Below are 18613 nucleotides of genomic sequence, written 5' to 3' on the forward strand. Positions count from 1 at the left end.
CGCTAGGTTGATAAGGTTATTCCTATGGGAATGATAGATAAGGCCAAAGGGATGGTTCAGGCGGTAAAGTCTGGTGCCCCCGGTGACGAGTCGAGTAACACTGCAGATGCGGGGAGCACCGTAGAGGTAAAGGCGTCAGAGGCGAAAGCTTCCGGTTTGGCGGCCTGGCCTACCGGGATGCGCTTCGCTTTCGCACTGGCTGCCAGCGCGCTGATTATTTTCCTTCTGGCTCAGATAGCCGGGGTGTTCATGCCGACTTTCCTGGCGTTTTCGTTGGCTTTGGCGGTGCGCCCGGTTTCGGAGTGGCTGATTCGTCACCGCTGGCCGGTAGGATTGGCAGCTTTGGTCAATATCGTGCTGCTGTTCGCCATTCTCTTTGTCATGCTGGGGTTGATTGCGATTGCCATCACCGCGATGGTCACGGAGTTACCCCGCTACGGCTCAAAGTTCCAGGCACTCTATGAGAACGCCATCAGTCAGTTGGATCAGCGCGGCCTGGACACTTCCGCCGTGTTGGATTCCTGGAAGAACGTGGATATCAACCGGATATTTTCCTACCTGTCCGGTTTCGCTAACCAGATTAGCGGCGCGGGAACGACCCTGTTCTTTATCATCATGGTGGCGATTTTTGTGGTCGGAGACATCGTGGTGGTGCGCCGCCGCGCTGCTGAGCTGGCGTCCTACGCGCCCGGTTTTGCCATCGCGCTGCGCAACTTCTCCCTGCGGGTGCGGACTTACTTCCTGATGACCACCGTCTTTGGTGCTGTTGTGGCGTTGGTGGACGTCGGAATTCTCTATGTGTTTGGCGTGCCGACCCCCTGGACCTGGGGCATCCTCGCTTTTGTGGCGAACTACATTCCCGCGGTGGGATTCATCCTCTCCATGATTCCCCCGATTCTGCTGGCTTTGGCGCTGGGCGGGGTGTGGCCGGCCGTCGGGGTTTTCATCGGTTACATGGTCGCATCGATGCTGTTCTTGAACATTTTGCAGCCTCGCATCGCCGGCAACGCGGTGGGCTTGAACGCCACCGTGTCCTTCCTGTCTTTGATGGTGTGGTCCACAGTAATGGGCCCGCTCGGAGCGATTCTGGCGGTGCCGCTCACGCTGTTCTTCAAAGCTATCTTTGTGGACTCCGACCCGAGCACGGCCTGGATCGATGTATTCTTCCGGCCTTCCGACGAGCCCACCTCCCTGGTGTCCAGCCGCAAATCGCGTGACCGTGACGGTGATAGTTTGGACCATTCCACCGGGAAACCCCCGAGTATCGACACGCGGTTGCGTGAGGAACAAATCCAGGACGCGGCAGAGAAAGAACGTGCCCGGGCGCAAGCCACCCTGGAGGAGCTGAACCAGGAGGCTTTGGAACAAGCCGCGCAAAAGGCCGAAAAAGATAAGGCCAATAAGGCCGAACCTTCCGAGAAAACTGAGGAATAGCCGTCCGGCCTGCTGATTTCGCCCGGTAGCAGGTGAGATTTTCCCGGTTCACTAGGCCGGTGCGTGCTGTCCGCTGTGCGTCCTCAGGGTTGCTCGGTGCGCGCGGTTGCACTAGCGGGGGCACAAGCCCGGGTGGTTAGGATTTCGTGTCGGGTCAGTCCGCGGGATCCGGGGGATTTTCCGGGTCAGTTGGCTTCTCTGGGCTGGACTCTTCGTCAGGGCGGGGCTGGAGTTTTTCGTCCTCTTTCTCCCGTTTCTTGCGTTCGTATTCTTCACGCTGTTTTTCGCGCAGTTTCCGGCTGACTTCCTCGAGGAACTCCGGGTCGTCGTCAGGAGCACTAGGTTGCTGTGGGGCTGGTTTTCGCCCGAAACTGAGGGGTACGGATTCTTCACTGGACCAGATATTCGGTTCGATAACCCCGCCCTTGGCTTCTGCAGCGGCGACTCGCGACACGATTATCCACGCAATCGCCCCGATCGGGCTTAGCAGCAAAATCAGCAAAATCCACAAAATCTTTGGTACCTTGCCGGGCATATTATCTTTCGGGGTGCGAATGCAATCAATCAGCGCATACAGGGTCAGCGCCAACCACAAGATAAACAACAAAACTCTGGCCACGGCTTCATCTTAACGTAAAACCCGTGGTCTTTCTTGTTTTGTCGATATCTGAACACGACAAGCCGATTGGCTACGGAAGTAATGGCATAAAAAGGGCGGAGGGGACGAGCGACCGGTATCATGGTTTTTAAATGGTTTTCATTCGCAAAGGAGGGGTGGCAGATGTCTAACCCCAAATCACGTTGGATTCTCTTAGCGGCATATGCCGTGCTGTTCCTGGCTCTGCCCTATGTGACCCAACCGATTTTTAAGTCGGTAGGCGATGGCGGTTTCGGGTGGATTTTGATGATTTTCTATCTGGCGCTACCGCTGTTGGGGCTGGGATGCGGGGTTGCGGACGGGATTGTCAACGGCTGGTCACTGTGGTGGCTCATCGCGCCGGTAATCCTGTTTATTCCGCACTTCTTTCTGGCGATGGACGCTGCCTCTAACCTCAGCGTCTACTGGGATGAATTTTTCCTGTTCACCGGCATCTATGTCGGTTTCGCGTTTATCCCCAACCTCATAGCGGGGCTGGTTCGGAACTACCTCCAGCGCTCCCGGGCAAAGTCTTAAACTCGCCTGGCCCTGCGGGGCTCGGTTAGCGTACCCAGGCGCGACCGGCGCGAAGTTCCCGTTTCGCCAGCTCGGTAACCTCGTGACGAGCCACCTTGCCCGGCCCTAACGTGGGCAGGTGCTGCACCACCACGACCACGCGGGGAGCGTGGGCGGCGCCGAGTTCTGCGGTGACGGCGGTGCGAATCCGCGCTGCCAGAGAATCCGGCTCAGAAGTTCCGTCTTTCCCGCGAATCCCCAAGGAAGCCGGGGAGCCCAACATCGGGGCTAACAAATCCACGTCGAGGTCGTCTCCGGGCACCACTACCGCGGTGACCAGCTCACCCCAGCGGGCATCGGGCAGCCCGACCACACACACTTGACAGACACCCGTCACACTTAACGAGGCCTGTTCCACCGCGGAAGCATGAACTTTCACCCCGCCGGTGTTGATGACATCATCGGTACGGCCCTGGATAATCAAGCGCGGGCCCTCCATCCGGCCGGTGTCGGAAGTCTTAAACCAGCGGCGCGGCCCCATCTGAATCCACGGCGAAGCCTCCGCGGGATCGACTCCAGCCGGCGGTTTCTCAACGTAGCCCTCCATCAAAGACGTGCCGGTAATCCACACGGTATCGCCCACGGTCGAAACTTGGGTGCCCAGCAGGGGAATCCCGTCATAGACGCAGCCCCCGCAGGTTTCCGTCATTCCATAGGTTTCTACCACGTGCCAGCCCACGGCTTTGGCCCGATCCGCCAGGAACGGGGTAAACGCGGCACCCCCGACCAAGATGGTGTCCACTTTAGCCAAGGCCGCGACCGCGTCTCCGCCCTCGTCCAGAATCTTTGACACCTGGGTGGGCACCAGCGACAGATACACCGGCAGAGTTGAATCCTTGGTGGCGCGTTCCACCGCGCGCACCAAGCTGGCGGGCTTAAACCCGTTGGTAGTATCCACGATGACGGGTTTTGTCCCCGAAATGAGCGAACGGGTCAACACCTGCAGCCCGGCCACGTGGTGAGTCGGCAGTGCCAAAATCCAGCGGCCCGGCCCGCCTAGGGCAGCCAGGGTCGACCGGGCGGAGGACACCAGGGAGCTGGCGGAAATCGCCACCAAATGCCCGTTGCCGGTCTGGGAGCCGGAGGTCTGCATAATCAAGTCGGTTTTGGCTGGCAGGGGTCCGTTCAAGCGCGACCGCAGGGTTTGGCGGGCCTGTTCCGGATCGACTCCCGGGGCGATGGGAACCAAGATTTCGCGGACGAACTTGCTGGGGGGCAGGTCCTCGGGTTCGCCCTCAAAAACTCCGCCCACGGGTATTTCGGTGTCGGTAGCGTCGGGGGCGGTCTCAGCAGGTTGTGCGGGCAAGTCCGATTCCGCGGGCAAGTTCGGGGTTTGTGAGTCCTCTTCGGCGCGGACTTCCGCTAACGCCGCCTCCCAGTCGTAGTCGTCCGCGATTTGTCGACCGCTGCGGGCGAGTTCTTCCTCGGTGGTCAGAAGAGGCTCAATCGTGCTATCCAAAAACTCGGCCAGACTGACTACGTCCTGGGGTTTCGTGCCTCCCGTCAGGAAACAGAAACGGACGGGAACTCCCCGCTTCGCTGTGTCACTCACCAACTTCACCCTGCCTTAACGCTAAAGTTCAATTATGGCTGTAACCTGGGATAACACCGCAGAAAATGTGGCAAACAAAGTCGTTTGCGCCGGACGTAGCAACGTGCCCGGAACCCGTCATACAGCCGGTTTCAATAAGATTCTAGCGGTTTTCGTGGCTTTCTGGACAATGCTGGGAATGCTGGGGTTGACAGCGTGTGCTAATTCGACTCCTGAGCCGAAAAAGACCCCTCCCCCTACCACCCAGCCCGAGGAACCCGCCTCTTGGCCCTTGACCGGCCTACCTCGTGAAGACCTCACCCCGCACCCCGCGGTGGCGGTGAAAGTGGAGAACACTGTGGCGGCTCGTCCGCAATCCGGGTTGGAGGACGCCGACATCGTGTTCGAAGAACAGGTCGAGGGCGGAATGACCAGGTATAACGCGGTGTTCCATACGCATACTCCCGAGGAAATCGGCCCGGTGCGTTCCGTGCGGCCGATGGATCCGGGTATCGCGACTCCGTTCGGCGGAATGCTGGTCTATTCGGGGGGAACCCCAGCGTTTGAATCTCGGGTTCCCGCCTCCGGGTTGCGTGGATTCAATGAAGATCAGGCGCTGGGGGCGCTGTATCGCGTGAAGTTCCGTGCCATGCCGCACAACCTCTACCTCTCGATTCCTAAACTTTACGAAAAGGTCGGCAAAGATCGCACTATTGAGCCCGACGCGCCCCAGATTTTCGATTTCGCTAACCCTGACCAGGGGGAGCGTCCCACCGCGGTTTCGTCAGGAACTCCGGCGAACACCCTGGCGGCGCACTTCCCGTCCCTGGTCGCGGGCTACAACTGGACCGGTTCTCGCTGGCAGCGAGTTGATGGCGGCGTGGCGGCGAGCGCCCGCTCGGGAGCCCCGCTGCAAACGGATAACGTGGTGGTGGTGCTGACCACCATCATCGACACTGGAGCGAAGGACGCGGCCGGGGCTGCTGTCCCCGAAACGGTCTTGACCGGCGGCGGAACCGCCTACGTGGCGAGCGGGGGCTCGGTAGCCCAAGTGACCTGGTCCAAAGACTCCGAAGGCTCGCCGCTGCTGTTGACGGACTCGGCCGGCAAGCCCGTCCTGCTCAACCGCGGCACCACCTGGATTGAGCTGCTGCCCAACACTAACTTCAGTTTCCAGTAACCCCAGCCCGCCGCAACCTGCTGGTGAACAGTTAGAATCTAAGCGTGGAAAATAACGCGGTTTCAGATGTTTTTGAGGCAAAACGGTGGCGGGAAGTCGGCCTGGAGGGGCTGAGCGATGTGACCTATCACCGGGGCGTGCTGGCGGACGGTAGCCCGGCGCCGGTGGTGCGCATTGCGTTCAATCGGCCCGAAGTGCGCAACGCCTTTCGTCCCCAAACTGTCGACCAGCTGTATCGTTGCCTGGATCACGCCCGTATGACTGCCAGCGTGGCAGCGATTTTGTTGACCGGCAACGGTCCGGCGCGCGATGGCGGCTATGCGTTTTGCAGTGGCGGGGACCAGCGGGTTCGCGGCGCTGACGGCTACCAGTATCACGTGACCGTTCCGCGCGACGACGCACCACTTCCGCTAGAGGGCGCGGCAAATCCGCCCGAACGCCCTTGTGAACCCGAAAACCCGGCCGACCGGACTGCTGACCTGAAACACCCGGAAACCCCTGAGACTGCGGACCTCCCCGACCCGAGAGACGCGGCCGGACGCTACGGGAGGCTGCATATCCTGGAGGTGCAGCGCCTCATTCGCGCCACCCCGAAACCGGTCATTGCGCTGGTCAACGGGTGGGCGGCCGGCGGGGGACACTCGCTGGTGATGGTTTGCGACCTGGCGCTGGCCAGCCGGGAACACGCCCAGTTCAAACAGGTCGACGCGAATGTTGGCTCGTTCGACGCCGGATACGGTTCGGGGCTGCTGGCGCGGCAAGCCGGAGACAAGCGCGCCCGCGAGATATTCTTCCTGGCCGAGACCTATTCCGCCGCCCAGGCCGAGGCTTGGGGAGTGGTGAACCGCGCGGTGGCGCACCAGGACCTGGAACGCATGGGTTGGGAATGGGCGCTGGCCATCGCCGGGAAATCCCCGCAGGCGATTCGGATGCTGAAATATGCCTTCAACGCGGTAGACGACGGCCTGGTCGGAATGCAAATGTTTGCCGGGGAAGCGACTCGGTTGGCGTACGGGACCGTGGAGGCACGCGAGGGCCGCGACGCTTTCCTCGAGAAGCGCGCCCCGAACTGGGACGAGTTTCCGTATTATTACTAAGAGGGCTCGGTAACGGCCCAAACCCGAAATGTAAACCCGAAAGAAGGTCAGAGTGGATTTCACGTTCCTGGTTGCCACGCTGGTGGGAATCGCGCTGATAATCGTGACCTGGGTGACGCCCTACGCCAAATTCCTGCGCGATGGTTTCGGGAAAACTGAGCTGGGCAACCGGGTGGTGGCCATCATGATTCCCGGCCTGACCATTCTGTGCCTGGGCGTGACGTTTTTCGAGGCCTGCGTGACTTACGCCACCGGCCTGTCCTTTTGGCGAGTGTGGGGGATTCCGCTGGCGGCCTTGCTGGCTTTGATTGGCCTCGGGGTGGCGTTTTGGGCGTTGATTCCCGCGCCGGTGCCGAGCTTCCTGCAGCCGCGGTGGATGAAAGAGGAGCGCCTCTACGGGGCTTTGGGGGCGCTGGAACGCACTCGCTCCGCGCAAAAGCGCCGGGAACGGGAAGTCAACCGGCGCGGCTTTGACTATTTCGACACCCAAATGATTGACGGAGTTTCGCTGGCTTACCCCGAAACTTGGGTGTTGAACCTGGAGCCGAGCGCTCCCGCGCGTGTTTCTGGGCTGAAACTAGAAAGCCGTTTCGCGCTGGATACGCCCCACGACTTTATCCCGCATTCGCGGATTTTGTTGATGTCCGCGCCCTTGACCAGCCCGGAGGACAGCGTCAATTGGCTGCGCCGCCTGGCGGTACCCGCCGGTTGGCAGCCACGAGAAGTCGCGACTTCCCAGTTGGCGGAAAACCCCGCTATCTGGGCTGATTCGTGCCTTCCGGACGGTCGGGGGGTGCAGCAGCGCTGGGCGGCGGCTATCGGGGATACCTTGTGGGTATTGGCTTTTCAGGTGGCTGGCCCCGATTTTGGGCCGCTTGCAGACGTGGGGGCGAAAGTTGCCGCCTCGCTGACCCTGCCGGACTCCGGAAAGACAGCCGGTCCTGTGGTGGCGCCGTGACCAGCAACGTTGAGGATTCCGGCAGTTCCGCCCGCCTTTCCCCTTTTGAACCCGGCCCGGCTGGCACCCAGCTGTTTACGGCGCAAGGAATCAAGCGGGCGTGGGTGTTTTCTGTGCCGATGCGCGTCAAGTTTCGCAATATCACGGTGCGGGAAGGGCTGATTTTACAAGGCCGTGCCGGCCTGGCTGAGGCGGCACCGTTCGACAACTATCCCCCACAAGTCGCCGCCACCTGGTTTTCCGGGGCGTTTGCGGTGGCAGCACAGGGGTTACCGGCCTCGCCTTCCCCCGTTCCCCTCAACGTCACGGTGCCGGTCGTGGCCCCCGACGCCGCGGCGCGGCTGGTTCACGAGTCGGGGTGTGGCACGGCAAAAGTGAAAGTCGCCGACCCGCGCAGCGACCTCGAGGACGACATTGCCCGGATTCGCGCGGTGCGTTCGGCCCTCGGGACGGCGGGGCAGATTCGGGTGGACGCCAACGCGGCGTGGAGCCTCGCCGAGGCAAAAACCGCGCTGCCGCGCTTGTGCGAGGCGGCCGGCCCGGACGGACTACAGTATGCGGAACAGCCGTGTAAAACCCTCGATGAACTGGTAGAACTGCAGCGCGCGACGGGGATTCCGGTGGCGGCTGACGAAACTATCCGCTTGGGCGGGCAGCTCACCGAGGTCATCGCCAGCGGGCTGGCTGCAGCCGTCATCAAAGCGATGCCCCTGGGCGGCCCGGCGCGTGCCGCCGCCCTGGTGGCGGACGGGCTGCGGACGTCTGCTCCGGGTGGCACAAGCGCGCCGCTTCTGGTGGTGTCCTCAGCTTTAGACACCGGGGTGGGCTTGAGTGCCGGACTGGCCCTCGCGACCCAGCTGCAAACGACAGCCGCCTGCGGACTCGGGACACTGCGCTTGTTCACCGACAGTATCCTCACCACGGATCCTCGCCTCGAAAATGGGCGCCTGTATCCAGTGGAAACCTTGGAACTGAAAGGAAATCTGGCACCTGTGAGTCCTGCGGTCAGCAAACGGTGGCGCGAAAGAGTTGAACAGGTAGCCGCCGTGTTCGCTAGACTTTAGTTAGCAGCGGCAACGAAACTGCCATTAAAGAGCGAAGGACGAAACCGATGGAAATCGAAACCGGCACCTGGACGCTTCCCCACGGGGAAACACTGCGCTGGGCTGCCGCCACCGATATCGGCTTGAAACGAGCTGAAAACCAGGATTCATTCCTGGCGACTCTGCCGTTCTTTTTAGTTGCGGACGGAATGGGTGGTCACGCCGGAGGTAAACAGGCCTCGGCCACACTGCTGGGACATATTCAGCCTCTGACCGGCACGAAGGTGAGCCTGCCGGTGGTGCGCGAATCTCTGGAGGCGGCCTGCGAGGAAGTCATGGGGCTGGTGGAGGAAAACATCGATTACACGATTTCGCCGCCGGGAACCACGCTGACAGGTTTGGTGTTGCTGGGTTCACTAGGAGGGTCCGCGGCTGACGAGGCGGGGTCCGCGGCCACTACGGACGGGTCGGAAGCGGCGCAGTTCTTGGTTCTCAATGTGGGGGATTCGCGAACTTACGTGTTGAGAGAGGGGTTGCTGACCCGGCTGACGCGGGACCATTCCCAAGTCGCCGAGATGGTCGAGGCGGGGATGCTGACCGTGGAAGAAGCCCGGGTCTGGCCGACTCGTTCGGTCATCACCCGCGCTATCGGTGCTGGTCAAGTTGGGTTGCCTCAGATTGATACCTGGACCTATCCGGTCGCGGCGCCCCGGCGTTTCCTGGTGTGCTCCGATGGTTTGCATTCCATGATTGATGACGGCGCGATTGGGCGAGCTTTGGGCGACAATCCCACCCCCGAAGCGGCAGTAAACTCCCTGGTGAACCTGGCCTTGCAGGCGGGCGGGACCGATAATGTGACCGCGATCGTGGTCGACGTGACCGCCCCAGAATCCGCTCCTACCCCCACTGAACCGACAGAGTCCGCGCAATCCGAGCCGCCGGAGCCGCCGAGCTCTCTTCTGCCACCCCCGCCTCCCCCAGACAGCGAGGGATAGAAATGAAACACAGCGCCGACGGGGGCAAAACGTTTACCGTGCGGATTTGTCCTCTGGGCCACCACAATCCGCCGGATTTTCCCCGCTGCCGGGTTTGCGGCGGAGTACTGGACGCCCCGATTCAGGTGGCTTACCCGAAACTGGGCTGGGTACGTTCCACCGACCAGCAAACTGTTGAGCTGACGGGCGATTTAATGGTGGGTCGGGCTCCGGAAACCCACGGGCGCGAAGGGGTGTTTTCCCTGACTACCCCGCCCGAAATTCTCGAAATTTCCCGCACTCACGCCCGAATTTGTACGCAGGGATGGGAAGTAACCGTGGAGGATTTGGGTTCGGACAACGGCACGCGCTTGTGCCGGACGACAGGCCAGATAGTGGACTTACAGCCGCACACGCGGTACAACATTCAACCCGGTGATGTGCTGGAACTGGCGCCAAACTACCTGTTGAGGTTTGAAGCCTGATGCGCCGACCGGTTCGAATCTTGGTGGATGGCAGCCCCGCCGAAGTGCTGCTAAACGCGGACGCGCGCGCTCGGATTGCCGATGTGGCTACAGCTCTGGGCGGAGGGCCGACGTCTCGGCTCAGCGTGACGCCTTTGGTGCCCCTGTTGGATCCGGGAGGCACCGGGTCGCTGCCGGTCGTTGCTGAGTCTTCAGGGTCACAAGTCCCGAGGGATGAGGCTGGCGGGGCAGGTCCGGCTCAGGTCGGAAAACCTTATGTGCTGCCACGAGCTTTGCCGGTGGCAAAAGCGCCGATACCGCCGGGGGCAGGTTTGGCGCTGGTGGGGGAGAGTGACGAGCTGCCGCCAGCTCCGGCGGGCATGAAGTCACTGCTGGCTTATTCACCACAACCGGTGACCGACCCCGAACCGTTGGGAATCAACGTAGGAATGCCGGCTCGACCCCGCTTGTGGCTGGCGAATCCCGCCACGATTGCCGTGCCCGTAGTGCCGGTGGCCCTGTTTGGGGTGTTAGCGGTCATTTTTCCCAGTGCAGCGGCGTTTGCTCTGCTGGGGCTCGCTGTAGTGGCGGGCGGCGCCGAAGTGGGGTGGGCTTTGACTCAAAACCGGGCGGCTTGGGTGCGTTATGAGCGTGACATGGCTGCGCTCGCTCCCCAGATTCAGACGGCTTTGGACCAACGTGACGCGGCGATACGCGCCAGCGTCACCGACCTGGCAGACCCGCGCCACGCCCTGCTGCCCGGACTGTGGGGACACGCGAGTACGCAAATGCGGATTCCGGTGGGTTTCACCCAGGTTTACCCTGAAATCACGTTGAAAAGCTCCGACCAGGCAACACCGTTCCGCGGCTGGGGACCGATGGCGGGTGCAGGACACGAATCCGGCGCAGTTGTTCACCGGTCCGCCGGAGCCGCGGCCCCTGAACCGGCCTTTGGCACGGAGACGAGTCACACGACCTCGGGACAAATTGTGGCCATTAATCGCAGAATCAGTGCGATTGGCGCCGCTACGGTCGGTGAGGGACATACCGGTCTGGAGGTCGCCTATGTTCCGGCGGATTCCGGGCCGCTGGCGGTGACCGGTCCGCGAAACCTGCGCGGGCCCGCGCTGAATCAGTTGCTGATTCGCGCCGCCCTGCGCTATTCCCCAGCCGACCTGAAAATCGTGGTAGCCGGAGCGAAACCCGCACAATGGGCGTGGGTTAGCTACCTGCCCCATGGCGAGGCGGTGCGCGAGGATCTAGCTGTCGAGCCGGTCTGTGACCTGAGCGAGGCGAGCGCCGAACGTTTGGCTCAAGCCTGGATGAGTCGAAAGGGTCAGCGCGGTTCACGCCAACGCCTGTTGCTGGTGGTGGACGGACAAGTCCCAGCTGGCTCACAATGGGAAGAATTCGCCGCGGATCCTGGCGTTTGGCTGGTTAACGCGGTTGACGACCTCAGCAGTGCGCTCAGCGACGCTCGGCAAGTCTTGGACCTGGCGACCGGGTCTTGGCAAGACGGCGTGTCCCGCATTCCCGGAACCGTCCCGCAAAGTCCGCGCCACACCGCTTCTACCGGGATTCCGCTGCAGTCCGCCCGCCAGACCTTGTTGAGCGTGGAACCTCTGCTGTTGACCACCCCTAGTGCGCGAAAAGTCGCCGAACTCCTGGCCAACCTGAAGCTGCCCGGTAAAACCGCCGAGCCTTTGCCGGTAGTTGCCCAGCTGACCGATGTTTATCCCCTGACGCCTGGCGAAAGCGCAGCTATTTTGGACGAGTCGGGGGACGGGTCCCGCTGCACGGCGGCGATTGGTTACGGCACTGCCGGCCCGGTGACTATGGATTTGACTGACGGCATGAACGCCATCGTGGCAGGAGAAAACCAGGCTGCCCGAACCAATGTCATCGCTGCCTATTTAGCAGGCTTGGCGTTGACTCAGCGCCCGGAGGACGTGAGCTGGATTATTTTTGACTCCCGCGGCACGAAATGGGGCGAACTGGAGCAAGCCTCGCACTGTTTAGGTGTCGAGTCGGGGCGCGGAGACGCCGTGTTTGCCCGGCTGCTGCGCTACCTGGAAGCGGAAACCGAGCGGCGCGAAATTTGGCTGAGCGAATCCGGGGCGGGCAGTCTGGCGCGAGCGCGCGGGGCCAAAATAGCGGGAGTCCCGGCGGATCTAATTGTCGTCATAGCCGCCGGGGAGGCGTTTACCTCACGGCAGCTCTCGCAGCTGGCGGAACGGCTGCATATGTACCGCGCCCTGGGATTGCACCTGCTTGTGAGCAGCGGGGACATCGAAAAACTGCCGCGCGAAGCCCTGAAGTACCTACCGACACGTGTGGTGCTGCACCTGGAGGACGAAGCCCTGGAGGTGGTTTGTGGCAGCTTTGAAATTGATCCGCACGCGGCTTTCGCGCATCCCGGCCGCGGGGTCCTGCTGGTCGGCGGGGTAGCGACCGGATTCCAGACCCTAAATACCCTGATGAATACCGATTTCACCGATCCCCAGTTGGCTCCCGTGAACTTCATGCCCCTGGGTGGAGCAGCGTTCCCACCAGCTTTATCGGCGGGCGGACAGGGGCGAGTTCCAGCCCTCGCGGGGCGCAGTTCCAGCCGGGCTGACATGAGCGGGAACCAGCGCGCGGTTGAAATGCCGCGGGTGGCAACGCCGCTGTCTGTGCTGGCAGGGTCGTTTTGCCGCGGAAACTCCACAATCAGGCGCTGGACTTCCGGGTTGGAAAACGTCTATGACCTGGCGGCCTTAGGGCAATCCAGCGACGCGGAATTCCGCCTGGGGGTGCGCGATGACTTGGGACACCAAGATGTCGTCCCCTTTGGCTTTAGTCCTGACCGGGAGGGCAATCTGTTTGTGGCGGGTCCGCGCGGTAGCGGGCGCACCGGAGTCCTGCGGGCTATCGCTGCCGATAGTTTGAACACCTCAGGCCATCCCGTTACTCTCTATGTCTGCAGCGCTGACCCCGCCCTCGATGTCCTGTCGAGCTGGGCAAACGTGGGTGTGGTAGCCCGTGCTAACGAGCCGGAGACAATTGCCGACACGATTGAGTACCTGGTCAGCCGGTGGCGTTGGCGCACCGAAATTGCGCTGCACAACGCCACCCGCAGCTTCCCTGAACTGCGCGAAGTGCTGCGCGGCGAACGCCTCGGGGAACAGCCCGGCGAACGGAACGGTGCCATGTCCCCGAACTCGGCGACACCCGGGCAGGACGCCGGCGCGAAAGCAGGCAAAGCCCTCGGAACAACCCGCAGCGCGAACCTCAACGCTAGTAGCGTAGTGGGAGGTGAAACCGACCTTGGCGAGCGCATTATCGTCGCGATTGACGGCCTGGAAGCCGTGCTGGAATCCCTGCCGGGAGCCAGTTCCGCCAGTTTCCTGGAACTCATCACCGGAGGCAGAGTCGTCGGAATCCATTTCGTCATCAGCGCCGAAAGCGTCGAGAACCTACCGGCAGCGTGGCGAGGCGCATTCGGAATGCGAATTGAGCTAAACGGTTCCGTTCCCGGCCGCGGCCTCGTCGCGGATGACCCGCGGGCTATTCAAATCGCTGTCCTCGGTAACGACCCCTCCGAGACCGCCCAGACACGCATCCTGGAACGCTTGGGCGCGCTGGCAAAAACCCCGGCCCACCGGATTGGCCGGTTGGCGGTGCCGGTGTTTGCCACCGCCCTCACCACTGCCCCTAAGGGAGAAATGGCATTGGGACTGAGTGCCCCCGGTGGTCGGCAAATCAATACCATCACCAGTGGGGTCTACCTCATTGCGCGAGGCGACGGGGAAGTCGACCGGGCGGTGAGCTTGGCGGTCATGCGCTGGCTGGCTCGTTCGCTGCGTACTTCCAGCTCGGACACCGGGATGGTGCTGTTGTCTGCCCAAAGCCGTGAGGACAGTTCGCCTGCGTTGGCAACCCTGGCTGGTCTGGAGATTTGGGACGCGGTATCCTGTGGTTTCTCAGACTTCCGCGACTTTTATCACCAGCTGCTTTCCGTTGCGGAACAAAAATCCCCGTCGGGATTCCCCGGTTTAGCTATCTTTATTGCCGACCTGCCCGGATTTGCGCTGAACACGGACGCCGCCGCAGCTATGGCAGATGTCATCCGCGCGGCACGTAGCCGCGGACACCTGGTTTTTGCCTCGGGCGCTGCGACCTCCCGTGATGGGCTGTCTTGGATGACTGACTCCGATTTGAATGCGGTGGTGAAGGCCCCCGCTGCGGGACTCTCTCTCGGTTTGAGCGCCGCCGACACCACCGCCATCTTCGGCGTCAGCGTCCCCCAAGACGGCAAAGCATTCCCGCCCGCCCGTGGCTATTGGATTCACCGCGGCCAAGCCACCAAAATCCAGCTTCCCCAAGAAAACGGCTGAACACACCCGCCACGAAATGGCTGAACATCCGCGCAGCACCGGTGTTGAACTGAATCGAAACCTTATGACTGTGTTCTGTCCATAAACCTCCCTTCGGTAGGCGCGATAGTACTTGAAAGGTAGCATTGACCCCGGAGACGAAAATTTTGCAGTTTCCGAAACGGCTTTCGTTTCCTGGCATTCCAACGGTTTACCGGCTTTGCGGGGAACGCGAAAAGCACGATGCGAACAGTGAAAGGGCGAGTTGTGGGCGACACCAGTCAGCGGGACAATCAAGACGCTTCAAACCAGCAATACGCTGGGGATTTGGTGCGTTTACTGGTGAAGCAGGGGTTCACGGACTGGTTTTACTGCCCCGGCTCCCGTGATGCCCCCTTGGGCTACGCCCTGCACCAGCTGGCCAACCATTGTCTGAATCTGCATGTTCGCATTGACGAGCGCGATGCGGCTTTTATGGCCCTCGGGGCGGCGCGCGCGGGGCATCCGGCAGTTTTGGTGATGACGTCTGGCACCGCTGTGGGCAACGCCCTGCCCGCGGTGATGGAGGCGGCCCACGCGGGTCTGCCGTTGTTGGTTCTTAGTGCGGATCGTCCCGTGGCACTGCGCGGCACCGGCGCGAACCAAACGACCTGGCAGCCGGGTATCTTCGGGGATTTTGTGCGCTTCGCTGCTGATATTCAACCCGGCGTCACCCCCGCGGAGCTGCAAGATACCGTGTCGGCCGCAGCGGCAGCTTGTCAGGGGGAAAGCGCCTCGCCTCACCCGGCCACCTCGGAAAAACACTTCCCCCTCCCCGGACCGGTGCACATTAACGCCAGCTTCATCGAACCTCTGGCGCCCCCCGAAACTATTGAGGCGTTCACCGCCCGCACCTCCCGCGCCAACACCAGCGAGGAACCTTTTGATCCACACCAGGCACCGCGCGGCACCCTGCTGATTGCCGGGGACCTCAGCGACGCTACCTACGCTGACTTGCACGAGGCGGTCGAGAACGCGGGGATTCCCGTCATGGCCGAGCCGCAAACTGCCTGGCGGCGCCATCCTCACGCGGTGCGAGCCTATGCCAAAGCCGCCGGGACGACATTGTCAGCAGTGGTCGAACACAACCTGGAGCGAGTCATTGTCGCGGGTCGGCCTACCTTGACCAGGCCGATTACGCGGCTCATTTCCCGCCGCGACATTCCCGTGGAAACCGTGGGGGCGCCGGGCACTACGGTCAACCTAGCGGGCAACATCGCTCGCCAGTGGACAGACGCGTCCGCCCTGGCTTGTGAACTGGTGAAAGTAGCGAAACCATCACCACCCGCAGCTCCCCACCAGTCAGCCGAGGCTCCGGAAAACTGGCTAGAAATGTGGCGTGCCGCGGGTGAAAAAGCAGCCGCGACCCTGACTCAGGACTGGGGTTTTCACAGCGCGGCGCAAGTGATTTGGGACAGCACTATGTATTCGCCCGAGCCGCTGGACCTGTACTTGGGGGCTTCCCTGACTATCCGGGTTTTCGACGCGGTGGCGCGCAATTCGGCCCCGAACCCGATTCCAGACCCCCCGCGGGCGGACGTGCTGATGCCGCGAGCACCGAGAGAAAACCCCGCACACCCTGCCACCTTCACACCCGCTCAGTCCGTAAATCCCCAGGTCAGCACGTTAGACGCGCACCGTGTCTTTACCAACAGGGGTCTGGCTGGGATTGATGGCACGATTGCTTCGGCGTGGGGGGCGGCGCTGGCTCGGCGCCAGCCAATGCGGCTGGTCTTTGGGGACGTGTCGTTTTTCCACGACCTGGGTGCCCTGTGCCACGGCCAGGCCGAAGAGGTGCCAAACCTGCAGGTCATTGTGATAAACAACGGGGGTGGGCGGATTTTTGGCGGGCTGGAGCACGGGGCGGCTCCGGCGGATACCTTTACCAGGATGTTCCTAACTCCCCAGGTCGGCGATGTTTGCGGGCTAGCTCGGGCGGCGGGCTGGCAAACCGAGCGGGTCGACAGCTTGGCGGGGTTGGTCTCGGCCCTGGCCCAACCGGTCAGGGGGATGAGCCTGCTGGAAATAGTCCTGCCCCCGGCCTGACTCTGAACAATCCGGCGGTGGGGGAATATATTGCAAAAGTGTCGAAATGAAAGTTAGGACCTCTCGCGCCGGTGTCGGCGAGCCCAAACCCGGCAAATCCTACCTGAGAACGAGCTTTGACCACAGGACTCCGCCAGTATCCCAGGTAATTTTGGAGTCACCGGGTCGAAACCGGTCAGAACTTATGAGGAGAAACAGTGAGCGATACGAATAACCCCTGGGCTTCCCCCGAGGAAACGCCCGCGCCAGAAAACCAAGAAAATACCGGGTCCACTTCGGAACATCAAGAAACGCAGATTCCCATGAATCCCCAAAACTTTAATGAGGCCGCGGCGTCTGACGACCCGCAGCCCACTGAGACGCAGGCCCCGAGCCTGAGCGGCCGGATTATCTCGGTTACCCCCGCTGGTCAGGCCAGCGCTGAACCCGCTGAGGCCAGCGATAATGCCAATCAGTCCGGTGTTAGTGCGGTTGCGCAGGCTTCTAGTGAAGTCGCGGGCGCGGGATCCACAAGTTCGGCAGGTGACGGGTTCACCAGTCCGTCCGGGAGCGTCCCTGCTGGCCAGCCCGTTGGCGGCTCCACCGGTTCGCCCTACACCGCCCCGGCTCAGCCGACCGACACCGCTTCTGACAACGTGACCGACCTCACTTCTGCCAACGCCGCGAACACGACCAACCCGGCGAACCCGGCTAACGCGGCCAACCCGGCGAGCGCGAACCCTTCGGCACAGTACGGCGCCAACGCTTTTTGGGGCACCACTCCGGGCTTCTCCGACCCCCTTGCAAACGCGAACCCGGCAAACTCCCAATCCGCCGCGGCCAGCCCGAACCAAGGTCAGCCAGTCGGCTCCAACTCCGGCCAGCCGGGCTATCAGGGAGGCAATCCGTTTGCGACTTCTGCCCCATTTGCCGGCACCCGCGGGGCGACGAACCCGCTGCAAAACAGTTTGACCTGGGCGGCGACCCCGGGGGATAAAAAGGAAAAAAGCCGTCCCGGTTGGGGAGCCTTGATTGGCGTGGCTGTGGCCGCATCATTGCTGAGTACCGGTGGTTTGTACGCCATCGAACAGAGCGGCTTGCTCGGGCACGACGGGGAAACCACCAGTTCCACCCTGTTCAACCCGGAGGACAAGGACGTGGCTACTCCCGAGCCGGTGGCAAACTCCAACTCGCAGAACCCGAACTGGGAGGCCGTGGCTAAAGCGGTCCGCCCCTCCGTGGTGGCGATTTCGGTGGAAACGAACAACGAATCCGACCAGGGTTCCGGCTCGATTATCGACTCGAAAGGCCACATCCTGACCAACAATCACGTGGTGGCGGGAGCCGCGGACGGCAACGGGGTCATTACCGTGGAACTGTTCGACGGACGCTTGTACAAAGCGAAAATCGTGGGCCGTGACGTGCTGACTGACCTGGCAGTAATAAAGATTGAGAACCCGCCGAAAGACTTGACCGTGGCGCCGTTGGGCAACTCCGACGACCTGAAAGTCGGGGAGTCGGTCGCGGCTATCGGTAACCCTTTGGGGCTGTCGTCTACCGTCACCACGGGTATTGTCTCGGCGCTGAACCGTCCGGTGCGGGTGCAAGCGGTGCAGGGAGGCAGTCCCGACAGCGAGGATGAGCAAGATCCCTTTGGCCTGCGGCGTTACTTTGGTGGCGGGATGCTGCAACCTTCCCAGCCTGAAAAAAGCACCGCTCCTACTGAAGTCACCACGAACGCGATTCAGGTGGATGCGGCGGTGAACCCGGGTAACTCCGGCGGTCCGTTGTTCGATTCACGAGGGCGGATAGTGGGCGTGACCTCGTCCATTGCGAGTCTTTCGGGTTCCGGCGGCTCGACCGGCGAGGGCCAGGCGGGCTCTATCGGGTTGGGATTTGCCATTCCGATTAATCAGGCTTCGATGATTGCCACCCAGCTCATTGATCACGGCGAAGCGGTGCACGCGGCCCTCGGCGTCGTCGTGGGCCAAGAGGTCGCCACCGTGGACAAAGTGTCCCGTTTGGGTGCGCGGGTCCAGGAAATCAACTCCGGTTCGGCCGCGGATAAAGCCGGTTTGAAGCAGGGAGACATCATCACCAAGATTGATGGCAAGCCCGTGAAAGGCTCGTTGTCCCTGGTCGGCTTCGTGCGCCAGTATGCAGTGGGTGACACGGTGGAACTGACCGTGGTGCGTAACGGGTCGGAAAAGAAGATTCCCGTGACGCTCCAGGCGCAATAGGCGCGAGCACGTGTTTGGCTGGCCTGGTCGCTGCCTTCGGGCGGCGGCCTGCCTGGCATT

At 62.0% G+C, this 18613-nt stretch carries 13 protein-coding genes; 11 read left to right on the forward strand and 2 right to left on the reverse strand.

All coding sequences use genetic code 11. The features are described 5' to 3' along the window. Positions 1–24: 24 nt before the first annotated feature. A complete protein-coding gene (locus RDL66_RS03360; protein WP_308535183.1) occupies positions 25–1434 on the forward strand; it encodes an AI-2E family transporter in 1410 nt (469 codons plus the stop codon). Between the two features lie 154 nt (positions 1435–1588). Here RDL66_RS03360 and RDL66_RS03365 read toward each other — a convergent pair whose 3' ends face one another. Continuing rightward, a complete protein-coding gene (locus RDL66_RS03365) occupies positions 1589–2053 on the reverse strand; it encodes a PLDc N-terminal domain-containing protein (RefSeq protein WP_308535184.1) in 465 nt (154 codons plus the stop codon). A 162-nt stretch (positions 2054–2215) separates the two neighbouring features. Between RDL66_RS03365 and RDL66_RS03370 the strand changes: the two genes are divergently transcribed. Further along, complete coding sequence (locus tag RDL66_RS03370; RefSeq protein WP_308535185.1) at positions 2216–2608, forward strand: hypothetical protein; 393 nt, start codon at positions 2216–2218, stop codon at positions 2606–2608. Between the two features lie 25 nt (positions 2609–2633). Here the strand turns inward: RDL66_RS03370 and RDL66_RS03375 are convergent, their stop codons facing one another. Then, positions 2634–4199: an AMP-binding protein gene (locus RDL66_RS03375; protein ID WP_308535186.1), complete on the reverse strand. Its 1566-nt coding sequence runs from the start codon at positions 4197–4199 to the stop codon at positions 2634–2636. Positions 4200–4233: 34 nt separating this feature from the next. Here RDL66_RS03375 and RDL66_RS03380 point away from each other — a divergent pair, with 34 nt between their 5' ends. The 9 genes from RDL66_RS03380 (at position 4234) to RDL66_RS03420 (ending at position 18553) form a co-directional block, all read left to right on the forward strand. Then, entirely contained in the window at positions 4234–5358 is a 1125-nt protein-coding gene (locus RDL66_RS03380) for a DUF3048 domain-containing protein (protein ID WP_308535187.1), read from the forward strand. Positions 5359–5402: 44 nt separating this feature from the next. After that, a complete protein-coding gene (locus RDL66_RS03385) occupies positions 5403–6455 on the forward strand; it encodes a 1,4-dihydroxy-2-naphthoyl-CoA synthase (protein ID WP_308535189.1) in 1053 nt (350 codons plus the stop codon). 52 nt (positions 6456–6507) lie between these two features. Beyond that, a complete protein-coding gene (locus tag RDL66_RS03390; protein WP_308535190.1) occupies positions 6508–7413 on the forward strand; it encodes a hypothetical protein in 906 nt (301 codons plus the stop codon). Further along, positions 7410–8477, forward strand: a complete 1068-nt coding sequence (locus tag RDL66_RS03395) for an enolase C-terminal domain-like protein (RefSeq protein WP_308535191.1) — start codon at positions 7410–7412, stop codon at positions 8475–8477. Before RDL66_RS03390 ends, RDL66_RS03395 begins: the two co-directional genes overlap by 4 nt. Before the next feature lie 47 nt (positions 8478–8524). Then, on the forward strand, positions 8525–9451 hold the full coding sequence (locus RDL66_RS03400; RefSeq protein WP_308535192.1) for a protein phosphatase 2C domain-containing protein: 927 nt from the start codon (positions 8525–8527) through the stop codon (positions 9449–9451). A gap of 2 nt (positions 9452–9453) precedes the next feature. After that, positions 9454–9915 (forward strand): FHA domain-containing protein, encoded by a 462-nt coding sequence (locus RDL66_RS03405; protein ID WP_308535193.1) that lies wholly within the window; start codon positions 9454–9456, stop codon positions 9913–9915. Beyond that, a complete protein-coding gene (locus RDL66_RS03410) occupies positions 9915–14270 on the forward strand; it encodes an FtsK/SpoIIIE domain-containing protein (RefSeq protein WP_308535195.1) in 4356 nt (1451 codons plus the stop codon). Before RDL66_RS03405 ends, RDL66_RS03410 begins: the two co-directional genes overlap by 1 nt. Positions 14271–14516: 246 nt before the next feature. Continuing rightward, the gene (gene menD, locus RDL66_RS03415; RefSeq protein WP_308535197.1) at positions 14517–16334 is read left to right on the forward strand and encodes a 2-succinyl-5-enolpyruvyl-6-hydroxy-3-cyclohexene-1-carboxylic-acid synthase; all 1818 of its coding nucleotides are present in this window, start codon (positions 14517–14519) and stop codon (positions 16332–16334) included. 197 nt (positions 16335–16531) lie between these two features. Next, positions 16532–18553, forward strand: a complete 2022-nt coding sequence (locus RDL66_RS03420) for a trypsin-like peptidase domain-containing protein (protein WP_308535198.1) — start codon at positions 16532–16534, stop codon at positions 18551–18553. Positions 18554–18613: the final 60 nt, after the last annotated feature.

Origin of the sequence: uncultured Mobiluncus sp., from assembly GCF_902488535.1 — a bacterium.
Taxonomy (GTDB): Bacteria; Actinomycetota; Actinomycetes; order Actinomycetales; family Actinomycetaceae; genus Mobiluncus.

What these genes read in the sequence shown, in the direction of transcription:
- RDL66_RS03400 (WP_308535192.1), top strand. Translation starts at nt 8,525, where the DNA reads ATGGAAATCGAAACCGGCACCTGGACGCTTCCCCACGGGGAAACACTG.
- RDL66_RS03360 (WP_308535183.1), top strand. Translation starts at nt 25, where the DNA reads ATGGGAATGATAGATAAGGCCAAAGGGATGGTTCAGGCGGTAAAGTCT.
- RDL66_RS03380 (WP_308535187.1), top strand. Translation starts at nt 4,234, where the DNA reads ATGGCTGTAACCTGGGATAACACCGCAGAAAATGTGGCAAACAAAGTC.
- RDL66_RS03410 (WP_308535195.1), top strand. Translation starts at nt 9,915, where the DNA reads ATGCGCCGACCGGTTCGAATCTTGGTGGATGGCAGCCCCGCCGAAGTG.
- RDL66_RS03370 (WP_308535185.1), top strand. Translation starts at nt 2,216, where the DNA reads ATGTCTAACCCCAAATCACGTTGGATTCTCTTAGCGGCATATGCCGTG.
- RDL66_RS03405 (WP_308535193.1), top strand. Translation starts at nt 9,454, where the DNA reads ATGAAACACAGCGCCGACGGGGGCAAAACGTTTACCGTGCGGATTTGT.